This is a genomic window from Streptococcus australis ATCC 700641 (assembly GCF_000186465.1).
GTDB classification, from domain to species: domain Bacteria; phylum Bacillota; class Bacilli; order Lactobacillales; family Streptococcaceae; genus Streptococcus; species Streptococcus australis.
Window position 1 is genome coordinate 2,045,734 of the sequence record NZ_GL636091.1, and the last position, 22,771, is coordinate 2,068,504.

The 22,771-nt window shown below is 43.6% G+C and carries 21 protein-coding genes and 1 other RNA gene; 3 read left to right on the forward strand and 19 right to left on the reverse strand.

Features of this window, described 5'->3' with window-relative positions; all coding sequences use genetic code 11:
- Positions 1 to 6: 6 nt before the first annotated feature.
- From rsmB to HMPREF9421_RS09680, 6 genes are all read right to left on the reverse strand, one after another.
- Positions 7 to 1,320, reverse strand: coding sequence for a 16S rRNA (cytosine(967)-C(5))-methyltransferase RsmB (gene rsmB, locus HMPREF9421_RS09655; protein ID WP_040803119.1), 1,314 nt, complete (start codon positions 1,318 to 1,320; stop codon positions 7 to 9).
- Positions 1,310 to 2,245 carry a methionyl-tRNA formyltransferase gene (gene fmt, locus HMPREF9421_RS09660; RefSeq protein WP_006596843.1) on the reverse strand — a complete coding sequence of 312 codons (936 nt, stop codon included), beginning with the start codon at positions 2,243 to 2,245 and terminating at the stop codon, positions 1,310 to 1,312. Before fmt ends, rsmB begins: the two co-directional genes overlap by 11 nt.
- Positions 2,246 to 2,256: 11 nt before the next feature.
- Entirely contained in the window at positions 2,257 to 4,647 is a 2,391-nt protein-coding gene (locus tag HMPREF9421_RS09665; protein ID WP_006596844.1) for a primosomal protein N', read from the reverse strand.
- Between the two features lie 62 nt (positions 4,648 to 4,709).
- The gene (gene rpoZ, locus HMPREF9421_RS09670; RefSeq protein WP_006596845.1) at positions 4,710 to 5,024 is read right to left on the reverse strand and encodes a DNA-directed RNA polymerase subunit omega; all 315 of its coding nucleotides are present in this window, start codon (positions 5,022 to 5,024) and stop codon (positions 4,710 to 4,712) included.
- 27 nt (positions 5,025 to 5,051) lie between these two features.
- Positions 5,052 to 5,681: a guanylate kinase gene (gene gmk, locus HMPREF9421_RS09675; protein ID WP_006596846.1), complete on the reverse strand. Its 630-nt coding sequence runs from the start codon at positions 5,679 to 5,681 to the stop codon at positions 5,052 to 5,054.
- 213 nt (positions 5,682 to 5,894) lie between these two features.
- The gene (locus HMPREF9421_RS09680) at positions 5,895 to 7,502 is read right to left on the reverse strand and encodes a ribonuclease Y (RefSeq protein WP_006596847.1); all 1,608 of its coding nucleotides are present in this window, start codon (positions 7,500 to 7,502) and stop codon (positions 5,895 to 5,897) included.
- Positions 7,503 to 7,772: 270 nt separating this feature from the next.
- On the opposite strand from HMPREF9421_RS09680, the gene HMPREF9421_RS09685 reads away from it, so the two are divergent.
- Positions 7,773 to 8,255, forward strand: coding sequence for an S-ribosylhomocysteine lyase (locus tag HMPREF9421_RS09685; RefSeq protein ID WP_006596848.1), 483 nt, complete (start codon positions 7,773 to 7,775; stop codon positions 8,253 to 8,255).
- Positions 8,256 to 8,298: 43 nt separating this feature from the next.
- Here HMPREF9421_RS09685 and HMPREF9421_RS09690 read toward each other — a convergent pair whose 3' ends face one another.
- The 5 genes from HMPREF9421_RS09690 to HMPREF9421_RS09705 form a co-directional block, all read right to left on the reverse strand.
- On the reverse strand, positions 8,299 to 9,738 hold the full coding sequence (locus HMPREF9421_RS09690) for a cell division site-positioning protein MapZ family protein (protein WP_006596849.1): 1,440 nt from the start codon (positions 9,736 to 9,738) through the stop codon (positions 8,299 to 8,301).
- Positions 9,735 to 10,907, reverse strand: coding sequence for a THUMP domain-containing class I SAM-dependent RNA methyltransferase (locus tag HMPREF9421_RS09695; protein ID WP_006596850.1), 1,173 nt, complete (start codon positions 10,905 to 10,907; stop codon positions 9,735 to 9,737). Before HMPREF9421_RS09695 ends, HMPREF9421_RS09690 begins: the two co-directional genes overlap by 4 nt.
- A 64-nt stretch (positions 10,908 to 10,971) precedes the next feature.
- Positions 10,972 to 11,337, reverse strand: an RNA gene (rnpB, locus tag HMPREF9421_RS10475) — RNase P RNA component class B.
- A 21-nt stretch (positions 11,338 to 11,358) separates the two neighbouring features.
- Entirely contained in the window at positions 11,359 to 11,703 is a 345-nt protein-coding gene (gene gpsB / locus HMPREF9421_RS09700; protein WP_006597079.1) for a cell division regulator GpsB, read from the reverse strand.
- 69 nt (positions 11,704 to 11,772) lie between these two features.
- Complete coding sequence (locus tag HMPREF9421_RS09705) at positions 11,773 to 12,300, reverse strand: SLOG family protein (protein ID WP_006597078.1); 528 nt, start codon at positions 12,298 to 12,300, stop codon at positions 11,773 to 11,775.
- Between the two features lie 66 nt (positions 12,301 to 12,366).
- Between HMPREF9421_RS09705 and recU the strand changes: the two genes are divergently transcribed.
- Both recU and pbp1a read left to right on the forward strand, forming a co-directional pair.
- On the forward strand, positions 12,367 to 12,960 hold the full coding sequence (recU, locus tag HMPREF9421_RS09710; RefSeq protein WP_006597083.1) for a Holliday junction resolvase RecU: 594 nt from the start codon (positions 12,367 to 12,369) through the stop codon (positions 12,958 to 12,960).
- Complete coding sequence (gene pbp1a / locus HMPREF9421_RS09715) at positions 12,961 to 15,087, forward strand: penicillin-binding protein PBP1A (RefSeq protein WP_006596854.1); 2,127 nt, start codon at positions 12,961 to 12,963, stop codon at positions 15,085 to 15,087.
- Between the two features lie 64 nt (positions 15,088 to 15,151).
- On the opposite strand, the gene pepC is transcribed toward pbp1a, so the two are convergent.
- The 8 genes from pepC to HMPREF9421_RS09755 all read right to left on the reverse strand — a co-directional run bounded on the left by pepC (position 15,152) and on the right by HMPREF9421_RS09755 (position 22,588).
- Positions 15,152 to 16,489, reverse strand: a complete 1,338-nt coding sequence (pepC, locus tag HMPREF9421_RS09720; protein WP_006597077.1) for an aminopeptidase C — start codon at positions 16,487 to 16,489, stop codon at positions 15,152 to 15,154.
- Positions 16,490 to 16,557: 68 nt separating this feature from the next.
- Complete coding sequence (locus HMPREF9421_RS09725; RefSeq protein ID WP_006596856.1) at positions 16,558 to 17,109, reverse strand: GNAT family N-acetyltransferase; 552 nt, start codon at positions 17,107 to 17,109, stop codon at positions 16,558 to 16,560.
- 56 nt (positions 17,110 to 17,165) lie between these two features.
- Positions 17,166 to 17,990, reverse strand: coding sequence for an ammonia-dependent NAD(+) synthetase (gene nadE, locus HMPREF9421_RS09730; RefSeq protein ID WP_006596857.1), 825 nt, complete (start codon positions 17,988 to 17,990; stop codon positions 17,166 to 17,168).
- The gene (locus HMPREF9421_RS09735; RefSeq protein ID WP_006596858.1) at positions 17,987 to 19,444 is read right to left on the reverse strand and encodes a nicotinate phosphoribosyltransferase; all 1,458 of its coding nucleotides are present in this window, start codon (positions 19,442 to 19,444) and stop codon (positions 17,987 to 17,989) included. Before HMPREF9421_RS09735 ends, nadE begins: the two co-directional genes overlap by 4 nt.
- 201 nt (positions 19,445 to 19,645) lie before the next feature.
- Complete coding sequence (trxB, locus tag HMPREF9421_RS09740) at positions 19,646 to 20,560, reverse strand: thioredoxin-disulfide reductase (RefSeq protein ID WP_006596859.1); 915 nt, start codon at positions 20,558 to 20,560, stop codon at positions 19,646 to 19,648.
- Positions 20,561 to 20,618: 58 nt separating this feature from the next.
- Positions 20,619 to 20,846: a DUF4059 family protein gene (locus HMPREF9421_RS09745; protein ID WP_006596860.1), complete on the reverse strand. Its 228-nt coding sequence runs from the start codon at positions 20,844 to 20,846 to the stop codon at positions 20,619 to 20,621.
- Between the two features lie 195 nt (positions 20,847 to 21,041).
- Entirely contained in the window at positions 21,042 to 21,785 is a 744-nt protein-coding gene (locus tag HMPREF9421_RS09750; RefSeq protein ID WP_006596861.1) for an amino acid ABC transporter ATP-binding protein, read from the reverse strand.
- Positions 21,782 to 22,588 carry an amino acid ABC transporter permease gene (locus tag HMPREF9421_RS09755; protein ID WP_006596862.1) on the reverse strand — a complete coding sequence of 269 codons (807 nt, stop codon included), beginning with the start codon at positions 22,586 to 22,588 and terminating at the stop codon, positions 21,782 to 21,784. Before HMPREF9421_RS09755 ends, HMPREF9421_RS09750 begins: the two co-directional genes overlap by 4 nt.
- Positions 22,589 to 22,771 lie beyond the last annotated feature (183 nt).

A 22,771-nucleotide genomic window follows, 5' to 3' on the forward strand; every position in this document is an offset into this window, starting at 1 on the left:
CTGAGATTACGATATTCTTCGAAAACGACTAATAAAGAAACCGTCGCTTCCATACAATTCTGGTGTAATTAAAATACAGCCATCTTTCAGAATATCTTTTCGTTCATGATCTAATGGCACGAGTTCAAAATTTGGATGGGTTTCTAAAAACTGGTCAACCACATCAAAATTCTCTTCTCCTATAATTGTGCATGTACTGTAGACTATTATACCATCTTTCCGCACACTTTGACAAACTCCATCCAATATTTCCAATTGAATCGCCTGTAGAGACGCAAAGTCGGCATTGTCTTTATTGTACTTGATATCTGGCTTACGGCGGATCAAACCAATCCCAGAGCAAGGGGCGTCTACCAAGATTTTATCAAAAGCATCCGCTCCAAAAGCTTCAAACACCTTGCTGGCATCCAGTTTTTTTGTCTGGATTTTATCTGCAACTCCCAGACGTTCCGCATTTTCCTGAATTAATTGGAGCTTATGATCGTACAAGTCCAAAGCTGTAACCTGCCCATCAACTAGATAAGAAGCTAGATGGGTGGTCTTGCCCCCAGGTGCTGCACAGGCATCCAAGACCTGGTCTGATGGTTGGACCTCTAAAGCCGGAGCGACCAATTGACTGGTCTCATCTTGAATGGTTAATTTCCCTTGTTTGAAGTAATCAGAGCCCGCAAAATAGCCATTCTCCTTTACGAGGGCAGTTGAAGCCAATAAAGAATCCGAAGCCTGCAATTGCTCCTTGATGTCTTCTTTTTTATCCAGATCGACAACACGAACACTGGCCTTGTTGCGAACATAGAGACTCTCAAAAATCGCAATGGCCCGTTCTTCACCATACTCGTCCATCAACTTTTTCACCAACCAAACCGGAAGAGAATAGCGGATTGAAAGTCGTTTGTTGATTCGTTTAATCTGGTCAATTGATGGAAGCTCCTCTCGTAGCATTTTCCGTAAGAGAGCATTGACATATTTTTCGCTCCCCTTTTTCCGTTGCTTGGCAAGCTCTACTGCTTCATGGACAACAGCATGGAGAGGAATCTTCTCCAGATAGACGAACTGATAGAGGCTCATCAATAAAAGATGATAGATCCAGGGATCTACCTGGTCTCGATCAGCGACAAAGTGCGATAGATACCATTCCAAGGTTAGTTTGCGTGAAACCGTCCCATAGACGATTTCGGTTACTAGACTTTTATCCACATCTGACAAGGTTGCCTTGCCCAAGGATTTTTTGAGGGAGATATTTGAAAAAGCACCGTCCTGGAAAATCTCTCCTAGAGTAGATAGGGCCACCTCTCGTGCAGTCTGCATCTTATTTACCAAATTGATCACCTACTTGCAGTTGTCGCCCCAAACCATTTAAGAAATCTCCGACAGCCATCTTGGGTTTACCGGCTGGCTGAACAAGGGTCAAGGCCAAGGCTCCCTCACCCGTCGCAACAACGATTTCATTTTTATGGAGAGCTAAAATTTCCCCTGGTTCTCCTTGACCTTCACACGGTTTTGCTTGGTAAATCTTAAAGCGTTCACCCTTCCATAGGGTATGGGCAACTGGCCAAGGATACATGCCTCGAACTTGGTTAAAGAGTTCACGGTTGGTCCGTGTCCAATCCAGGCGTTCTTCTTCTGGCTTGATATTTGGAGAGAAGGTGACTTGTTGGGGATCCTGCGGTTGGGGCTTAAGCTCTCCCCCAAGGTAAGCTGGCAGAGTTTCTAAAAGAAGATCCCGGCCAACAAGAGCCAATTTCTCAAATAGGGTTCCCACATTGTCTTCCTCTAAAATAGGGATGGCGCGAGAAGAAATCATATCTCCAGCATCCATCTCTCTGACCATTTCCATGATGGTCACACCAGCTTCTTTATCCCCATTCATGATGGCATAATGAATAGGCGCTCCACCACGGTATTTTGGAAGAAGAGAAGCGTGCACGTTGACAGAAAACTTCATCGCCTCTAACAAACGACTCGGCAAGAATTGTCCAAAGGCTGCTGTGACAATCCCGTCTGCTCCCAAAGCCAATAAGTCTTCTAGTTCTTGGCTTCCAGATAGTTTCTCCGGCTGATAGATTGGCAAGCCTGCTTCTAAAGCCGCTTCTTTTACTGGCGTCATTCGGATTTCTTTTTTCCGACCAGCTGCCCGATCTGGTTGGGTCACAACGGCTAGAATTTCATAGCGTTCATCAGAAATCAAGCCTTTTAAGACTGTAGCTGAGAAATCAGGCGTTCCCATAAATAGTATTTTTGTCATTTTTTCTCCTTCTACATAAAACTTTGCGGTTCATTGTCAATGCTGACTCGAAGATCTTGATTTTCCCGCTCTTGAGTATAGTCCAAAATCTGATTTAAAACCTGTGGCAAATGGTCTTCAAACCGGTACTTCAACAGGATTTGATAATGGAACAAATTATGCGTGCGAGCAATCGGTTTTGGCGTTGGTCCCAAGATTTGGACCTGATCGGACAGACCTTCTTTCAACAGGTCCATCACCTGATAAGCTTTTTTAACCACGACCTCTTCTTGTTTGTGAGAGAGGGTTAAACCTACGGTGTAATAATAAGGTGGATAGCCTAATTGGTGGCGCACCTTCATTTCATAGGCATAAAACCCTTCATAATCTTGGCGTTTCGCATATTCAATAGCATAATGATGAGGATTATAGGTCTGAATCAGAACCTGGCCCTCTTTATCCGCACGACCGGCCCGTCCTGCCACCTGGGTTAACAGTTGGAAAGTCCGCTCTGACGAGCGAAAATCAGGTAAATTTAGGGCTGTATCAGCATTGAGGACACCGACTAGCGTTACATTAGGGAAATCCAAGCCCTTGGCAATCATCTGGGTCCCAAGCAAAATATCGGCTTGCCCTTGACCAAACTGGTCCAACAAGGCCTCGTGACTCCCTTTTTTCCGAGTAGTATCAACGTCCATCCGCAGAATACGAGCCTCTGGGAAAATTTCTTGTAACTCATCGTAGGCCTTCTGGGTCCCCGTCCCGTAATAACGAATGGATCGACTTTGGCAATTGGGACAGACAGTTGGTATGGCCTTATGGTAATTACAATAATGGCAGTCCATCGTCTTGGTATCCATGTGGAGGGTCAAGGAGATATCACAGTTAGGACAGGTATCTACCTGACCACATTCCCGACACATGACAAAACTGGAATAACCTCGGCGATTGAGCATAAGGACGACTTGCTCTTTTCTCTGCAGACGTTCTGCAATAGCCTCCAACAACTTGGGCGTATAAGTTCCAGATTCCTGCTGGCCAATATAGTCCCTGAAATCGATCACTTCTACCTCTGGAATGCGGGCAAGCGGATTAGCCCGTTGGGTCAATTGAAGAAATTCATAGACTCCTTTTCCTGCACGGGCTCGTGTTTCTAGACTAGGAGTCGCCGACCCCAAGACCAAAACAGCCTGGTGATACTGAGCTCGTAGCAAAGCCACTTCACGCGCATGGTAGCGGGGATTGCTATCTTGTTTATAGGTTGCTTCATGTTCTTCATCGATAATGATAGCTCCTAGGTTCTTCAGAGGAGCAAAGATAGCAGACCGTGCTCCAACAACTACTTGGGCCTCCCCTCGCTCAACACGTCTCCACTCATCGTATTTTTCACCGTTGGATAGACCTGAATGAAGGATGGCTACCCGATCCCCAAAGCGAGAAATGAAGCGATCCGTCACTTGAGGTGTCAAGGAAATTTCGGGAACCAACATAATAGCTGTTTTACCCTTATCCAGCACCTCTTGGATGATTTGGAGGTAAACTTCCGTCTTTCCACTTCCTGTCACCCCTTCTAGCAAGAAGGGTTTGGAAGGTTGCCCAATTTTGATGGTTACCGCTTGAACTGCTCGTTCTTGTTCAGCATTTAAAACCAAGGCCTCTGTCGACTCTTTGTCTTTAAAGTAGGCTGCTGCACGATTGACTTCTTTCTCAAAAATCAGCAAGGCTCCCTGATCGATGAAATAGTTCACAACTGGACGAGAGAATTCCGCCAATAAATCACTCAAAGGCGCATCCACTTCTTGACCTTGGACAAACTCACGCAAGGCCAAGCGCTTTTTAGCATTCTTAGCGATTTCCAAATTTTTAAGTAGGGGTTGATTTACTCGATACCATTTTTCTGTTTTGATATGTTTACGATCCACTGCTTGGTATTCTACTTCCAACTCTCCCTTACGAGTCAGTCGCATCATTCGTGCTTGTGCATCAATATCCAAAGAAGAAAAGGCCAAGCTGGTCGCTGTTCCAAAAATGTCTTCTCGATCCTCTGGCGATAACAGTTCTGTCGGATGGAGAATTTTGTCATAGGAAGAATTTAAAACACTCGGTAGCATGGCTTTCAAGAGGGTGATCTTGTAGGCAAAAACCGTCTTTCGCAACTGATCTGCCAGCCAAAATTGCTCCTCTCCTAGAACTGGTTGGTAGTCTAAGACCTCCACGATACTTTTCAATTCTTGATCTTTAACTGCTAGAGTGGTCTCTTCAAGGCCAACCACAATCCCTTGAATGAGCCGATTTCCCTTTCCAAAGGGAACATGCACCCGCATTCCTTTTTCCAAGAAAGGAGAAAACTCTTCTGGTACCTGGTAGCTATAGGGCTTGTCTGTTTGCATCAAGGGAACATCAACGATGACTTGTGCTAGCATGCTTCCACCTCCTTCCTGTCCTAGCGCTAAATAGCAAAAAATAAGATTGAGCGAACCCAACCTTAAATTTTTTCACCATCTTCTTTTTCTTTCGCGATTTGTTCTTTAATTTTACGCTCTTCTTCTTCTTTACGCAAGCGTTCTGCTTCGATTCGACGACGAACCGCTTCACGCTTAGCTTCTGGATCTGGGTGAATCACCACATTTCCTGATTCAATCTCTTCCAAGGCACGCAAGGTAGATTTTACTGATTGAAATTCTTGAGTAGGAGTTGCACCACTCTCTAACTCATGAGCTCGTTTGGCTTCAAGAATAACCAAAGAGTATTTTGACGGTACTTTATCCAACAATGTGTCAATAGATGGTTTTAACATCATAATCTTTTTACCTAATTCCTATTCTAATTATCGTACCACTTGAGTGGCTTTGGGAAGCATTTCTTGGTAGTGTCCAATGACCCGATCAACACGGAAATGTTCTGCCTCAATCACACGTTTGACACGTTCCGCAGCCAAAGGCACTTGGTCGTTGACAATGGCATAGTCATACTCCCGCATCAAGGCAATTTCTTCTTTTGCTTTTTCGATCCGCTGGGCAATGACTTCCGCACTATCTGTGCCGCGTCCAACCAAACGATCTTGCAACTCATCCAAATCCGGAGGAGTCAGGAAAATGAAGACGGCATCTGGTACCTTTTTCTTGACCTGCAAAGCCCCTTGAACTTCAATTTCAAGGAAGACATCGATCCCTTTGTCGAGGGTTTCGTTCACATAGGTCAAGGGAGTCCCATAGTAATTGCCAACATATTCAGCATATTCGAGCATTTGACCTTGACGAATCAATTCCTCAAATTCTTCACGTGTCCGGAAGAAATAATCTACTCCGTCCACTTCGCCTGGACGTTGTGCACGCGTTGTCATCGATACTGAGTATTGAAATTGATTATCTGAGCTTTCAAAAATCTCACGTCTAACCGTTCCTTTCCCAACACCTGAGGGCCCTGAGAAAACGATTAATAATCCTCGATCCGCCATTTTGTCTCCTTCGCTGTCTTTCTATCTAGTGTAACAAAAATAGAAAGATTTTTCAATAGATTTTTCCTAGAGACAAGGCCCTAATCACTTCTCTGCCAATGAACCATTTTCATCTGTGCTATCCCATTTTTAACACGACTCACAAAAAATAGCCAACCAAGGTTGTTCCACCTTCGCTGACTATCTTTTTTTAGATATGGCTTTTAACAAGCTCTATTTTGCATAATCAATGGCACGTAATTCACGAATAACGGTTACCTTGATGTTACCAGGATACTCCAAGTTGGACTCAATCTTCTCACGGATATCATGAGCCAAGATGGTCAACTTATCATCCTTGACTTCTTCAGGGCTGACCATAATTCGAATTTCGCGACCTGCTTGCAAGGCAAAGCTTGTCTTAACTCCCTCAAAGCCATTTGCAATTTCTTCAAGATCTTGCAGGCGTTTGATGTAGCTTTCAAGAGACTCGCTCCGGGCACCTGGACGCGCTGCACTCAAGGCATCTGCTGCTGCGACAATGACTGCGATGACACTTTCTGGTTCGACATCACCATGGTGACTAGCAATCGTATTGACAACAACTGGATGCTCTTTGTATTTACGAGCTAATTCAGTACCAATTTCTACGTGGCTGCCTTCTACCTCACGGTCGATGGCTTTACCAATATCATGAAGGAAACCAGCTCGACGAGCCAAGGTAGCATTTTCACCAAGCTCACTAGCAATAATACCAGATAACTTAGCAACCTCAATGGAGTGACGCAAGACGTTCTGTCCATAAGAAGTTCTGAATTGCAAGCGTCCCATAATCTTCATCAAATCAGGATGTAGATTTGGTGCGCCAATTTCATAGGCTGCTGCTTCACCATATTCACGAATCCGTTGGTCAATTTCCAAACGGTTCTTCTCTACCAACTCTTCAATCCGAGCTGGATGGATGCGACCATCTTTCAAGAGACTTTCCATGGTCATTCGTGCGATTTCCCGACGAATCGGATCAAATCCAGACAGGGTGACTACTTCTGGAGTGTCATCAATAATCACATCCACACCTGTCAAGCTTTCGAAGGTTCGGATATTTCGACCTTCGCGACCAATAATCCGGCCCTTCATTCCATCATCTGGTAAATGAACCGTTGAGTTGGTCTGTTCTGCCACAAAATCCCCGGCCATCCGTTGCATGGCTTGAACCAGGATATCTTTTGCAACTTTATCTGAACGTTCTTTCACTTCCACTTCTGCTTCTCGAATTCGAGTCGCAATCTCTTTGGAAAGTCGTTCTTCTGTTTGCGTTAAGATAATATCACGTGCTTCCGATTGAGTCAGAGAAGCAATTTTTTCTAATTCTTCTTCTTTCTTCTTTTCTAGCTCATGTAATTGTTCTTCACGCGCATCAATGTGTTTAGTTCTATCTGAAAGACTTTGCTCTTTTTGTTCAAGAGCTTGCTCTTTGCTCGTAAGATTGTCATCTTTGCGATCAAGATTATTCGAACGTTCCGCTAAGCGGGTTTCTAATTGTTTTAATTCTTGACGCTCTGATTTAAACTCAGCATCGACTTCTTCTCGATATTTTCTGGCTTCTTCCTTTGCCTCCAAAAGTGCTTCTTTTTTAAGTGAACTAGACTCGTGCTTAGCTTCTTTCAAAATCAAATCAGCTTCGCGCTCTGCCTGTCCACGTAAATTCGTTGCTTCTTGTTCAGCATTTAAAAGAGTAAGTTCTGCAGCCTCTTTCGATGATTTCATCTTGACTGAGATCCCTACATATCCAATGACTAAACCAATGATTGCGGCAAAAACAATTGCAATTCCAAATTCCATGTTTTTACCCCTAATCTAATGAATAGTTGAATTAAAAAATTCTTTATTATTTTATCATATTTTTACAAAATTAACAAACAAATTTTCTAGCGAAAACTAATCTATTTCTGCTATCATTCTAATGCTTCTTTCCCTTGATTCTAACGGGGAAACACCTTAAAAACAAGCTTCTGAATCCTATTTCAACGGCTACTTGCCACTCTCTTCTCTTGTGTTTTCTTCCAGCGCCAATTGTGCTATAATCAAGAAAAAAGGAATTGAGGAAGATACATGACGAAAGAAGTTATTGTGGAAAGTTTTGAACTAGACCACACTGCTGTAAAAGCCCCTTACGTCCGCCTAATCGGAGAGGAAACTGGACCAAAAGGAGATGTTATCTCAAACTATGATATCCGCTTGGTTCAACCAAATGAAGACTCTATCCCGACTGCTGGTTTACATACGATTGAGCACCTATTAGCTATGTTGATCCGTAAGCGCATTGATGGGATGATCGATTGTTCCCCATTTGGGTGTCGTACTGGATTTCATATGATTATGTGGGGTCAGCACGATCCAAAAACCATTGCACAAGTGATTAAATCTTCTTTAGAGGAAATTGCTGAAGCGACAAGCTGGGAAGACGTGCCAGGAACGACGATTGAATCTTGCGGAAACTATAAAGATCACAGCCTCTTTTCTGCCAAAGAGTGGTGCAAATTGATTCTCGAACAAGGTATTTCTGACGATCCATTCACACGCCATATCGTATAAAAAACAAAAGACTTCTCTTTCAAAGAGAAGTCTTTTTTAATTCTTAATAATCCAATGCATCGGAATGGCCTTTTCCGTTTCCGACAAAGTAGCCTGTTTTAGCATTGATACTAAACAAATAAGTTCCATCTGGCTTAAAGAGGTTGTAATAACCATTGCCGTTGATGATATTCACGCGTTCCAAGATGTATTGATCTCCAACGATATGACCACGTTCCCGAGCAATCTTCAGAACTTTCTCCAAAATACCAGGGTTAAAGGTCCATGCAGGATTGTTTACATCGTCAAGCGCTGCTTGGTTGTATGGCACCCGGCTCAAGTTTCGTTGAAGTGGCACACCAGTACTTTGAAGACCAAAGCCAGAATAGCCTGGGTTCACTCCGCCTGTCGTGTTGCCTTCAGTAGCTGGGGCTGGGGTAGGAGCAGGACTGGTTACCGTTCCTGAAGAAACTGCATTTCCACCTGTAGCACTGCCACCACCATCTGTCACGGGTGCTGGAGTCGCAACTTGTTGCGAGCGTCCTTGAGAAGCTGCATCCTTCAATAATTGGTTCAATTGTGTATTAGATGTCGACACATCTGAAAAGACTGCATCACTCTTTACCTGCGCCTTGGTATCAATGGCCCCATCCTTAATAACTGGGCTGGTAAACTGAGAGTTTACTGTTTGAATAGCAGAAACCTGCTTCACCAATTCATCGTATTTACTTTTGGCTGCATCGTATTCCTTGGTATCTTTCAATTTATCTAAACTGGCTTTTAGTTTTTCCAAATTACCAAAAGAATCATTTTTCAACTTCGTCTGCGTGTCATCTGTAAAGAAAGCTGCATACTGATCGTTAAAATCCTTCAGCAAAGCCTCTGTATTCGCACTCGTTGAGGCAGAAGAACTAGAGGACTTCTTGCTAGATGAGCTAGTAGAAGAGACCACTGTCGTTTCCCCTTTAGACTGGTTACGGATCCATTGATAAGACAACCAACTAGCCGTAGCAACTGCTGTCAGAGCTAAAACTGAAAACAGAATTGGTTTTACCCGGCTCTTTTTCGGTTCTTCAGGAATCTCAATTTCTTCATCCACATATGGTTCTGTTGGCTCTGGACCAAACTTAATTTTTGCAGGGCGTTCCCCAGGAATTGGATCTGGAATGCGAGTAGACGCGCCTTCTTTTTGACCTACTTCAGCCGGTGCTACTTCCTTCACTGGCTCTTCACTTGGAATCGGGTCCGCCGCATCCACAGTGGCTACTTCCTCTGCCTCAGCCAACATTTCCTTCTTCATGACGATGGTATCAAACTTGTGAGCTTCGATTTCGTCACGGTGCTGTTTGATGTATTTATCGAGGACATTATCTGTTTCCTTGACCCCTGCTTCGATTTCTTCAGCTTTGCGGTTTGCTTGGCCAATCGTCATCTCTTTGGCGTCCTTAAAATCAAGAACTGACTCTGCCTCTTGGCCCAACTGCTGTTTATCTTCTTTTGTCATATGTTTCCTTTCTCACTAGTCGCTTGTCGACGTACCCGCTCCCCAAAGAACTGATACAAGTCAACCTTTAAGGTTCCGTTATATAATTTTCTTTTTTTATCCGCTTGTCGCCCAAACTTCTTTTCAAAGTTTTCATCGCTGGTCAGGATAAATTTGCTCCAAGTCTTCAAGGGCTCAAAGACCTCTCCCATTTCAGCGTACAATTTTGTCACCCCTGCATCATCGGATAAGCGTTCACCATACGGTGGATTGGAGATAATGACCCCATTAATCTTCTCCGAGCGCAGATCTTGCACCCGCATTTGCTTAAAGGTGATGTCGCTCGCAACACCCGCTTTTTGAGCATTTTCTTTGGCAATCTCAACCATCCGCGCATCAATATCGGTTCCCATGATGTCTAGGACAAGGTCCCGATTGATTTTTTTACTAGCCTCTGTGCGAACTTCTTGAATCAGACGATTGTCGATCCAATTCCACTCTTCAAACGAGAAAGTCCGTCTCAAGCCCGGTGCTATCTGGCGAGCTATCATCGCTGCTTCGATACAGAAGGTCCCTGATCCACAAGTCGGATCAACCAAGGGCTTATCTGGATACCAATTGGAAAGTTTAAGAATGGCTGCCGCCATATTTTCCTTAATGGGTGCGCCCCCTTTTTCCGTCCGATAACCACGTTTGAAAAGGCTGCTACCAGTGGTATCGATTAGAATAGTCGCTTGGTCCTTCAAGATGGAAACTTCAATTTTAAATTCTGCTCCATTTTCAATCAATGGAACGCCTTCTGGACGAGCATAGTGTTTTTGCAACTTTTTAACAACGGCCTTTTTCGAAATCGCTTGTACACTCGGTTCGTTATGAAGTTTGGATTTAACACATTTTGCTTTGGAAATGGGAAAACGTGCTCCTAAAGGGAGATATCGGTCCCAATCCAAGGCAAAAACTCCTTGAAAGAGTTCTTCAAAGGTGCGGGCAGGAAAAGAGCCTACGACGATCTTGATTCGGTCAGCGGCACGCAACCAAAGATTGGTTTCGATGATTGCACGAACATCACCTTTGAAACGAACCCGTCCATTTTCCACTTGGCAATCGTAGCCTAGATCACGCAATTCACGCCCAACTACTGCTTCTAATCCAGCAGCAGCTGTCGCAATTAATTCAAATTGTTTTTTCATTTGTTCCTCATTGTTTAAAAAAGGAGGTTGAGATTTCTCTCCCCCTCACCACCTATATGCAATTTTCTATAAGCCATGTTTTGTTCCAGAAATGACTAGGTACCATTTCCTTCGATAATCATCTGTCTACTGTTTCCAGTCAGAATGCTATGTTCGTTTCCATGCATTCCATGCCCCGACCAAAGTTTGGGTTGCTAGCTTGAGGGGTTTACCGCGTTCCACTTTTTAGGTTTCCCTAAAAACTACGTCACTGTGGCACTTTCAGAGCTAGTAGAACTTATCCTAAGACTTAGCCCGTTCGCTCGCCGTAACTTGAAGATCAAGTCCCTAGGCTTATGGATTCACCTAGCACAAACACTACAGGCATCACAGCCTGTGCTAGCATGGACTTTCCTCATGAGAGAAAGCTCTCACGCGATTATCCAAAAATTGCACGTTCATATTTAATGTCTTAAAAATCACGATCTACAACTTGTTTCCCGAAGACTTCTTTTTCTAGACGATTTAAGCGTTTCAAAATATCGAAGTTTGTCGTAGTAGTGACCTGAGGAAACTCATGCTTTGGAGCAGACTCAGGAACTGATGGACTCGGAGTTGCTTGGCTCGTCTTCTTAGCTAATTCTTCACGGAGCCGAGCATTTTCTTCTTTCAATTCCTTCACTAAGGCAGCATAGGTTTCATAGTCTTTGATGACATCATCCAAAAACTCATTTACCTCAACTTTACTAAATCCACGAACTTCTTTTTTGAAATCTTGATCAAAAATATCTTTCGCAGTAAAAATAATACTTGCCATCATTCTCTCCGTTCTAGTTAATCATAATCATTATATAAAAAATGAGGAGCAAAAATCAAGGTAAACCACTTATTTTTCGTAAATTTTTTCTGCTACTTCATTTAAGTCATCAAAGTTTAATCTTTTGACATGATACTGATCCTTTTCTAGCATCATTTTGTAAAGATATTTGAGATTTGTTTCATGTTCTGGATCGTAAAATAAATAGGCACCATCTGTATTTTCTAACAAAAACGTATTGTATTCTTTGAATTGACCTGGCTGGCTATAAGAGGGATAGGCATATTTGACAAAATTAACCTGTTTAAAGCGACTGAGGACTTCTTGATTGGCCTCATTCCAGTTCTCTCCTTGATTTTCAAACATAAAAATTGTGGCCAACTGTATCTCATATTCTTTTTTTAATTCCTGAGCAACCTCTAAAACCCAAGCTTCAAAACCTAAATTCCCTGTAAAAATCAACCACTTGACTCCCTCTTCCAAAAAACGGACTAAATCCCTACGAATCGCTTCTTTAATTATTGGAAGTCGGGGGTCCTTAGCTGTCAGAATTCCCAATTCAAATGCCTTATAACCTGTAATCAGTAAACTATTCATTATTTCCCCTTCCTTCTTCATTTTGTGATATAATAGAGTGATGTAATTGTACCAATAAGGAGAATGATGGTCAACTATCCTCACAAACTTAGCAAGAAATCTTCTTCGCCCATCCAGAGGAAGCAAAGTGTGAATTTTGCCAATCGAGGGATGACATTTGAAAAAATGATTAATGAGAGCAATCAGTACTACCTTTCTAGAGGGCTAGCGGTTATTCATAAAAAGCCGACACCCATCCAGATTGTAAAGGTGGACTATCCTCATCGCAGTCGGGCAAAGATTGTGGAAGCTTATTTTCGCCAGGCATCTACCACAGACTATTCTGGTGTTTATAAAGGACACTACATTGATTTTGAAGCAAAAGAGACCCAGCAAAAACAAGCCATGCCGATGAAAAACTTTCATCAGCACCAGATTGATCACATGGCTGCGGTCGTCCAACAGGGGGGAATTTGTTTTGTGCTCTTGCATTTTGCAAAGCTCAGTGAGACCTATCTACTGCCCGCTCCTTCCTTAATCGACTTTTACAACATCGATCACGGCAGTAAATCTATGCCATTGACCTATATACAGAAAAATGGTTATCGTATCGAGACAGATCGACTTCCAAGCGTCCCTTATCTCGATATTATCGAACAGAATCTACTAGGCGGTAATTAAATGAACAAACAAACAGTTATCCAGTGGTTAAAATATGCAGCGATTGCGGCTATTTCCTTATTTTTCCTTTTACTTATCCTGGCTGGATTGGTATTTGGATACTATGCCTCAAAAGCACCGACTCTTTCTGAGAAAGACCTCATTGCAACGACATCCAGTAAAATTTATGACAATCAAAACAATCTGATTGCCGACTTGGGTGCTGAGAAACGAATCAACGTAAAAACAAATGAAATCCCAACTGACTTGGTCAATGCGATTGTGGCGATTGAAGACCACCGCTTTTTCAACCACAGAGGGGTCGACTTTATTCGTATTGGAGGAGCCTTCTTCAGTAACCTCCGAGGAGGTCGCCAAGGGGGATCTACTCTTACACAGCAGTTGATCAAACTCACTTACTTCTCTACTTCATCGTCCGACCAAACCCTATCTCGGAAAATTCAAGAAGCTTGGCTTGCTACTCAATTAGAGCAAAAAGCAACCAAACAAGAGATTTTGACCTACTACATCAACAAAGTCTACATGTCTAACGGAAACTACGGAATGCAAACAGCTGCTCGTAGCTACTATGCAAAAGACTTGAAGGACCTTTCTCTGCCACAAGTGGCCCTATTGGCCGGAATGCCTCAAGCACCGAACCAATACGATCCTTATACCAATCCGGAAGCTGCTCTCCAACGCCGTAATCTGGTTCTTAAAGAAATGTTGGATATGAAGTCCATTACAAACGAGCAGTACGAAAGTGCCGTCAATACACCTGTTACCGATGGCTTGCAAAGTCTAACCGGCTCAAGCAACTATCCTGCTTATATGGATAACTACCTCAAAGAAGTCATCCAACAAGTCGAAGAAGAGACAGGCTACAATGTCTTGACAACTGGTATGGATGTCTACACCAACGTCGATACCGCAGCTCAAAAACGTCTGTGGGATATATACAACTCTGACGAATATGTCAATTATCCAGATAATGAGTTGCAAGTTGCTTCTACTATCATCGACGTGACAAACGGAAAAGTCATTGCTCAGTTGGGATCCCGTCATCAATCATCTAATGTATCCTTCGGTACCAACCAAGCTGTCGAAACAAACCGAGATTGGGGTTCTACAATGAAACCTATCTCAGACTATGCTCCCGCGATTGAATATGAGGAGTATAACTCCACTGGAGTAACCATTCCTGATACACCTTACAACTTCCCTGGTACAAATACGCAGATTAATAACTGGGATAGACAATACTATGGCAATATCAGCATGGTCTATGCTCTCCAACAAACCCGTAACGTTCCTGCGGTCCGGGCCCTTGAAAAAGTTGGTTTGAAGAAGGCTCAGAAATTCTTGAGCAGCATCGGAATCGATTATCCAGAAATGGTATATGCAAATGCCATCTCAAGTAACACTAGTGACTCTAGCAACAAATACGGGGCTAGCAGTGAAAAAATGGCCGCTGCTTATGCAACCTTCGCCAATGGAGGAACCTATTACAAGCCTCAATATGTGAATCGGGTTGTCTTTAGCGATGGTACAACGAAGAACTTCGAAACCTCTGGAACACGAGTGATGAAAGAGACGACAGCTTACATGATGACAGATATGTTGAAATCAGTTATCACAGCTGGTACAGGATACAATGCAAATATTTCTGGTCTTTATCATGCTGGTAAAACAGGTACCTCTAACTATGACGATAATGAATTGAGAAAACTGACAAAAGATTACAGTTACTCAAGCATTGTGACACCGGATGAATTGTTTGTGGGCTACACAACGCAATATTCTATGGCTGTATGGACAGGATATACCAATCGCTTGACTCCAGTCCTTGATGATGGAATCAAAGTCGCAACAGATGTCTACAAACAAATGATGCTGTATTTGTATGAGCAATACGGATCGGGTAGCGCAGACTGGACCCAACCAAGTGGCGTATACCGTAGCGGTTCCTACCTCTATGTCAATAATGGTAAGAATAACTACAATTACTACAATTACTATTATGAGCCAAGTCCCGTCAGTCAAGATATTGAAGCAACAGAAGATAGTTCAAGTTCTAGTTCATCTAACTCAGAAGAGAATTCTGAACACACTGAACCTTCTGCCAAAGAAAATGAACAAAATCGCTAGTCAGATAATTTAAGTCCAAACAAAAGCACGATTGTTAATCAACAATCGTGCTTTTCAATTCAACTTATTTAGAAGCCAAAGCCCCCATCGGATCCCATGGAGCCAGGACGATTGGCTCTGCCTCATAAGCAGCCAATTCTTCCGCTGTCAACAGTTCCTTGCGGACAACGATTTGGTAGGTGTATTCGTCCATCCAGGCGTCAGAAGCGACGAAGTAGCCATCTGTTCCGACTTTCTCTCCCCAAGAATTCTCAACCTTCCATTTGAGAGAGCGTCCAGCTTCGTCCAGATCCACACCAGTCAAGACCATGGCATGGGTCATGAGACTTTCCGCATAATCCAAACGCCCTGCCTTATCTTGAGTCAGCTGGATATCCATTCCCGCTTCAAAATCGTAGACATCTGTCGCAAGGATTCCAGCTTTCCGGTTGCTGATTTGGCCGACATCCGATCCAAACCAAACAGTTTCTCCAGCTTTCATTTGGGCAATGGCCAATTCTTTCAAGCGCTCCATCGGAACATTGAGGTAGCGGACTTCCCGGCTACCGACCACATTCCCCAGCATCTCAACTGTGTAGGACTGGCCATAAGGCTTGTCTGCCGTAGGCGCATTGATAACAGAAACGTAGTCCTCCAACTGAAGATCCACATATTTTTTGTAAAAGCTTTGAGGTGTCAAGCCAGACTCTGTGTGGAAGTTATTGTCCTTATCACGATAAGAGAAACTAAATGTACGAGGAGGCAAGCCCAGTGACATAGCTAAGAAATTAAAGATTTCTTGTAGGAGCTCTTCTTTCTTGCTTTGAACCGTTGCTTGATCTGCTCCACTCGCAAGCAATTCGCGCAGGATCTGCGCATCTTGACGCAACAATTTGTTTAAGTAGGTATTGAGCTCCCGGCTATTGCTAGATGAGATAGATTCTGGATAGACAGACTTGGGTACGACCCCATATTTTTCAAAAAGGGAAACGACCATATCCCATTGACCACCATCTTGTTGAGGGGTTTGAAGGAGGAAGGCCACCTTGCGGCTGGTCAAATCCTGGTCCGCTGTCGCAATGATTTGTTCCAAGAACCAGTTGGATTTTTCGTACTTGTCCCAGAAGAAGGTATGAGCTTGAGACAACTCAAAATCCTCTAATTGGAAGCTGGCAATCATTTTATGACGGAAGGTATTCAGAGCCGCAAACATCCAGCAACGACCTGAAGCTTTCTGGTCCGTCACCTTGTCCTTGGTTAAATCAAGAGAAAAGACGGGTGTATTTTCAACTGCACTTTTGCGTGTCTCTAAAGCTGCATGAATCCCATTGTGGGTGATGGCATTTTCAAGAGCCACAAATTTCACATTTGCTTGGTAATTCGCATAGAGTTGATCTGTAAACTCTTTTGTTAATTCTGACATAAGATTCTCCTTTGTAAAGCTACTTACCATTATAGACCATTGGCTAAAATCTTCAAGTAAAAATTGTTTTAAAGGTCAGAAGAATGGATCGTGTAGATGATTTGATTTCCGACATAGCCTTTTCTGGCAACAGCATCTGGGAGAGTTTCAAGATATTGCATTCCAGCTTTTGCCATTACCCGTCCCGAAGCAGGGTTCAAACTGACATACTTGGCCTGAACTTCCTTGAATCCCACCTCTACCAACAAAAAGTGTAAAACAGCCTGGAGGGCTTCTGTCATCAGACCTTGACCCCAGAAGTTCTTCCCTAGAATATAGCCGACTTCACACAGTTCTTTTTGCGAATCCTGAGAAACGACACTGATATCACCTATCACTTGTGCGGGATCATCTTTCTTACAAATCGCCCATTTGTAGGTGTTTTCCTCTTGGTAATGAAGGAGCCATCTCTCAATTGAAGCTCGAGTCACTTGAGGATTTGGATGGGGATCCCAAGTCACATATTTAAGATTATCTGCATCAGATGCCCAATTTTCAAACATTGCCTTTGCATCCTCTACAACAAAGCGTCTTAATAATAAACGCTTGGTTTCCAGTTCAATAGTACCCAATTTTCTCATCTACTTTCCTCCTATTCTGTTTAAAAAAAGTCGGCTCAACCGACTTTTCTTTTCTATCAACGCCAGAAGGTATCAAATACCGTAATCGGTAGATGACGTTTGTGTTGGCCTTTGTGCCACCAGTTTTCAATGGTTGCTTGAGCTTCTGGGCTAACTGATTTCCCTTCTAGGTAGTCATCAATTTCTGCATAGGTCACCCCAAGAGCTACTTCGTCAGCGATACCTGGCTTTTCTTCTTCCAAATCTGCAATCGGTACCTTCTCATACAAGGCAGGATCAGCTCCCAGTGCCTGAAGCAACTGCTTGCCTTGGCGCTTATTAAGGCGGTAGAGAGGAAGGATATCGGCTCCGCCATCTCCAAACTTGGTAAAGAAACCAGTGATATTTTCGGCCGCATGGTCCGTCCCAATGACGGCTCCGCTATAGGCACCTGCTAGAGCGTACTGAGCAACCATCCGACTCCGTGCCTTGATATTGCCCTTGTTAAAATCTGAGACATCTGTTCCTGTCGCTTCGACAGCACGCTCCATGGCATCGACCGATTCCTTGATGTTCACGACCAGGCTGACGTCTGGCTGGATGAAGGCCAAGGCCTTTTGGGCATCTGCTTCATCCGCTTGAACACCGTAGGGCAAGCGGACAGCAACAAACTGATAACTGGCATCTCCAGTCTCTGCCCGCATTTCCTCCATGGCTAATTGAGCCAGGCGACCCGCTAGGGTCGAGTCCTGTCCTCCCGAAATTCCTAAGACAAAGGTCTTTAGAAAAGGATGTTTTTGCAGGTAGTCCTTCAAAAAATCAATGGACCGGCGAATCTCTTCTTGAGGATCAATGACTGGCTTGACCCCTAATTGGGCAATAATATCTTCTTGTAGGCTCATTCTTCTTCACCTCCCAAGGCTTTCTGACGCATCTGATCGATGAGGTCCATCTTATCTTGCCATACGTCCTTGGCCAAGTCCACTGGATAATGTTGTGGATTGAGGACACGTTTGTATTCGTCCCAGAGCTTGTCGAATTCCTTCCGAGCATATGCTTGGATATCCATCAAGGTTGGCAATTTGTAGACTAGTTTCCCATCTTTGAAAATATCGACCAAGAGAGGGATGGCATCGAAATCGCGAACCGTCTTCTTGATATAGGTATAGGTCGGATGGAACATCTTGATTTCTGTCAGTTCATTGACATCTACTCCATCGTAAGTGATGTAATCCCCTTCCGATTTGCCTTTTTCCCGACTGGTAATACGCCAAACTTGCTTCTTCCCTGGGGTTGAAACTTTTTCAGCATTGTTAGACAGTTTGATGGTATTTCGCATTTGACCATTTTCGTCTTCGATAGCAACAATCTTATAGACTGCTCCGAGGGCTGGTTGGTCATAGGCTGTGATCAACTTGGTTCCGACACCCCAGACATCAATCTTAGCCTTTTGCATCTTCAAGTTGAGGATGGTGTTCTCATCCAAATCATTTGAAGCATAGATCTTCGCTTCTGTGAAACCAGCTTCATCCAACTGTTGGCGAACCTTTTTCGAAATGTAGGCAATATCTCCAGAGTCAATCCGCACTCCTAGGAAGTTGATACGATCTCCCATCTCACGCGCCACCTGAATCGCAGCCGGAACTCCGATACGCAATGTATCATAGGTATCCACTAGGAAGACACAGTTGCGATGGGTCTCAGCATAGGCCTTGAAGGCTTTATAATCATCGCCATAGACCTGCACCAAGGCATGGGCATGGGTCCCAAGGACAGGGATGTCAAAGAGTTTTCCTGCACGTACGTTACTGGTCCCGCTAGCGCCTCCAATAACGGCTGCACGGGTTCCCCAAATAGCCGCATCCATTTCTTGTGCTCTACGAGTTCCGAACTCCATCAAAGGTTCGTCTTCGATCACAGCCTTGATTCGAGCGGCTTTTGTGGCAATCAAGGTTTGGAAATTGACAATATTGAGGAGGGCCGTTTCGACCAACTGACACTGGGCAAGCGGTCCTTCTACTTGGACAATCGGCTCATTGGCAAAGACTAGGTCCCCTTCTTTGGCAGAACGAACAGTCAATTCCATTTTGAAATTTTTCAAGTAATCCAGGAAGGCTCCTTCGTAGCCCAAGGATTCTAAGTAGGCAATATCCGACTCTGAAAAATGTAGATTCTTCAAATAGTTAACAATGCGCTCAAGACCTGCAAAGACGGCATAGCCATTTTTAAAAGGTTGCTGGCGGAAATAGGCTTCGAAGACTGCCTTTTTATTGTGGATGCCTTGCTCAAAGTAAACCTGCATCATATTGATTTGGTACAAATCCGTATGGAGAGTTAAGCTATCATCTGGGTACATGTTTGATCCCTCTTCTTTTTTCTTACGTCGTGGCACCAGTCACGCTCTGTCAACTGGCACAGTCCAAAATAATTTTAAACACATTATAGCACATTTTAAGCAGGACCACATGAGTTTAATCCGGGCTAAGCCTCATTTTTTATCGTAAAAAAGAAGGGATCTTCGCCTCTTTCCATCAGACGAACATCCCTTTCTTCTTTCTTATTCTTCGTGTTCAGTAATATATTTATAAGCTTCTTGACCGGCGACAGCGCCATCCCCAACAGCTGTAGTAACCTGACGAAGATCTTTTTGGCGGACATCTCCAACCGCAAAGACACCCGGCACGGAGGTCTTCATGTGATCATCCGTGATCACCCAACCTTGATCGTCTAGAATACCGAGGTCTTGGGCAAAGTCACTGACAGGATCCAAGCCCACATAGATAAAGACACCACCAGCTGCTTGCTCGCGAACCTCACCTGTTTGAACATCTTTTAAGACGAGACTGGTCACACGGTTATCCCCTTTAATCTCTTCGACCACTGTATTCCAAGCAAAGTGAATCTTTTCATTGGCAAAAGCTCGGTCTTGAAGAACTTTTTGGGCACGTAGGGCATCGCGTCGATGAACAATGGTAACAGACTTAGCAAACTGAGTCAGGAAGATTGCCTCTTCAACCGCAGAATCTCCTCCACCAACAACCATGAGGTCTTCATCCCGGAAGAAGGCACCATCACAGACAGCGCAATAAGAAACCCCACGACTATTTAATTCTTCTTCACCTGGAACTCCCAACAAGCGATGGTTAGAACCAGTCGCAATAATAACGGTCTTGGCTTGCAAGAGGCCATCATCTGTCGTAATTTCCTTGTAGCTTCCTTGATCCACAATGTTTTCGGCTCTACCGAACAAGTGTTCCACACCTAGGGTTTCTAGTGGCTCAAACATTTTTTCAGCCAATTCAGGTCCACTGATATTGGCATAGCCTGGATAATTCTCGATATCGGACGTATTGTTCATCTGTCCGCCAGGAATTCCAGCTTCTAACAAGGCAACCTTTAGATTGCTGCGGGCTGCATACAAGGCTGCAGTCATTCCCGCAGGTCCTGCGCCGATAATCAGTGTATCATACATAAGCTTCTCCTTTTGTTGTAACTATCTTAATTCTAACTCCAATTGAACCATTTTGCAATTATCTTGCTCGAAGAATAAACAGAACTCCAATGACTGCAAAGGTAAGGACTGGAATTGTCATAATATCAATCAATAAAATATCATAGAGGTGTAACTGGCGTTCCTTAGCTGTTTTATCCGTCTTACGAGCCGCTCGCAAGCCTATCCAAATAGCTGAAGCAACCAACACCCCAATTGAAGTGATGATTAGGCTCTCGATATAGAGAGATAGCAATTGGTTTAACATAAGATCTCCTTAGTATCCAAGATTGGAATGAGGGGACGAGATGCCGATTCGTTTCGTTCACTATTGGATCAAGTTGAAACTTCTATCTTCGCGGAAAAATGAACTACTACTATTCATCTTTTCCTGAGGCACCTACTCAAAGAAAAATCCGAGTCTGAAACATCGCGTTCCAGACTCGAGCTCTTATATATTATATCAAACAAATGTTCGTTTGTAACTAGCAAAGAATTCTTTTGTCCGCTCTTCTTTAGGAGCTTTCATTATCTCTTCTGGTGTCCCAGATTCAATAATTTTCCCCTTGTCGAGGAACAAGACCTTGTCTGCCACCTGGGAAACAAAGCTCATATCATGACTGACAAGAATCATGGTTTGACCTGCCTGAGCTGCTGCTGCGATAGCTTTTTCTACCTCTCCGACCAATTCCGGATCGAGGGCTGAAGTTGGCTCATCCAATAAGAGGACTTCCGGCTTCATGGCTAGGGCACGTGCCAAGGCCACCCGCTGTTTCTGCCCTCCTGACAAATGACGAGGGTAATGGGTTTCGCGGTCCGACAGACCGACTTTTGCGAGTTCTTCTTTGGCAATCTTGGTCGCTTCCTGGTCGGATAAGCCTTTGACGACGATTAGTCCTTCCTTGACGTTGTCCAAGCCTGTCTTGCGGCTGAAAAGATTAAACTGTTGAAAGACCATAGCTAGCTTTCTTCGAAGGGTCAGGATCTCGTCCTTGCTGATGTTTTCAAAGTCTACCTTTTCCCCATTGATCTCAATGCTGCCACTATCCGGAGCTTCCAGATAGTTCAAGCTTCTCAAGAAGGTTGATTTCCCAGCTCCAGAAGAACCGATCAAGGCAACAACTTCCCCTTTTTGAACTTCCAAATCGAGATGGTCTAGGACCACTTGACCGGAAAAAGATTTTGATAATTGTGAAATCCGAATCATGCTGCTCGTTCCTCCTCTTGCAAGGTTTGGGTAACAATTTTTGGATCTTTGATAGAGAGTACCTGTTCGATCCAACGTCCCAATTGTTCAATCAAAATATTAATGGCCCAGTAGATCAATGAAACAGAGATAAAGCGCTCAAAGTAGCGACTGTCATTCCCCGACATAATCTTGGCTTGGGCAAAGATTTCCAAAACTCCTGCATAAAAGGCCAAAGAAGTCCCCTTGGTCAAACCAATCAAAGAGTTGATCAAGGTCGGAGTCGCAACCACTGCTGCATTTGGAATAATAATTCGACGATAAACTTGGGCATTGGTCATCCCGAGACTCTTCGCTGCTTCGATTTCTCCCGCATCAACAGATAGAATCGCTGCCCGAATGGTCTCACTGGCATAAGCTGCCTCATTGAAGGCAAAGGCTACAATGACAAATAAATGGGCTGGCACATCGTTGATATTAAAGGCTGTCCCATATTGTTGGTTAATGGCCTTCAATAGGAGCGGGATTCCATAGTAGGTCAGCATCAACTGGACCAAAATTGGTGTCCCTCTTAAAAAACTCACAAACAAGGCTTGGATCGGGTAGAGGATTTTTACCCGATTGATCTTGACAATGGCAAACAATAGAGCTAGCAATAAACCAAAAAAGGCTCCTGCCAAGGTTAACAAAATCGTATTTGGAAGCTCTTTTAAAATTCCTGGAATAGCTTCAAAAACGACGCGTAGGTTAAAGATTTCTCCTTCTGGTATCCATTTTAAAAACTCTTCGTACCAGCCAGATACCAGATAAGTAGTTGTAAACATCTTCGTTACTTCCTCCCTCGATAATGAATCATTCTATCATATTTACAGTTAAAATGCTGAGTTTTGCTACTGATCGTTCGTAAATCATGCTTCAGGCCTGATGTGATCTCAAGCAAACGTCTCCCCTAAGAGCAAAAAAATAGACTATCTATAGATAGTCTATCACAAAATAAATCAGCGACC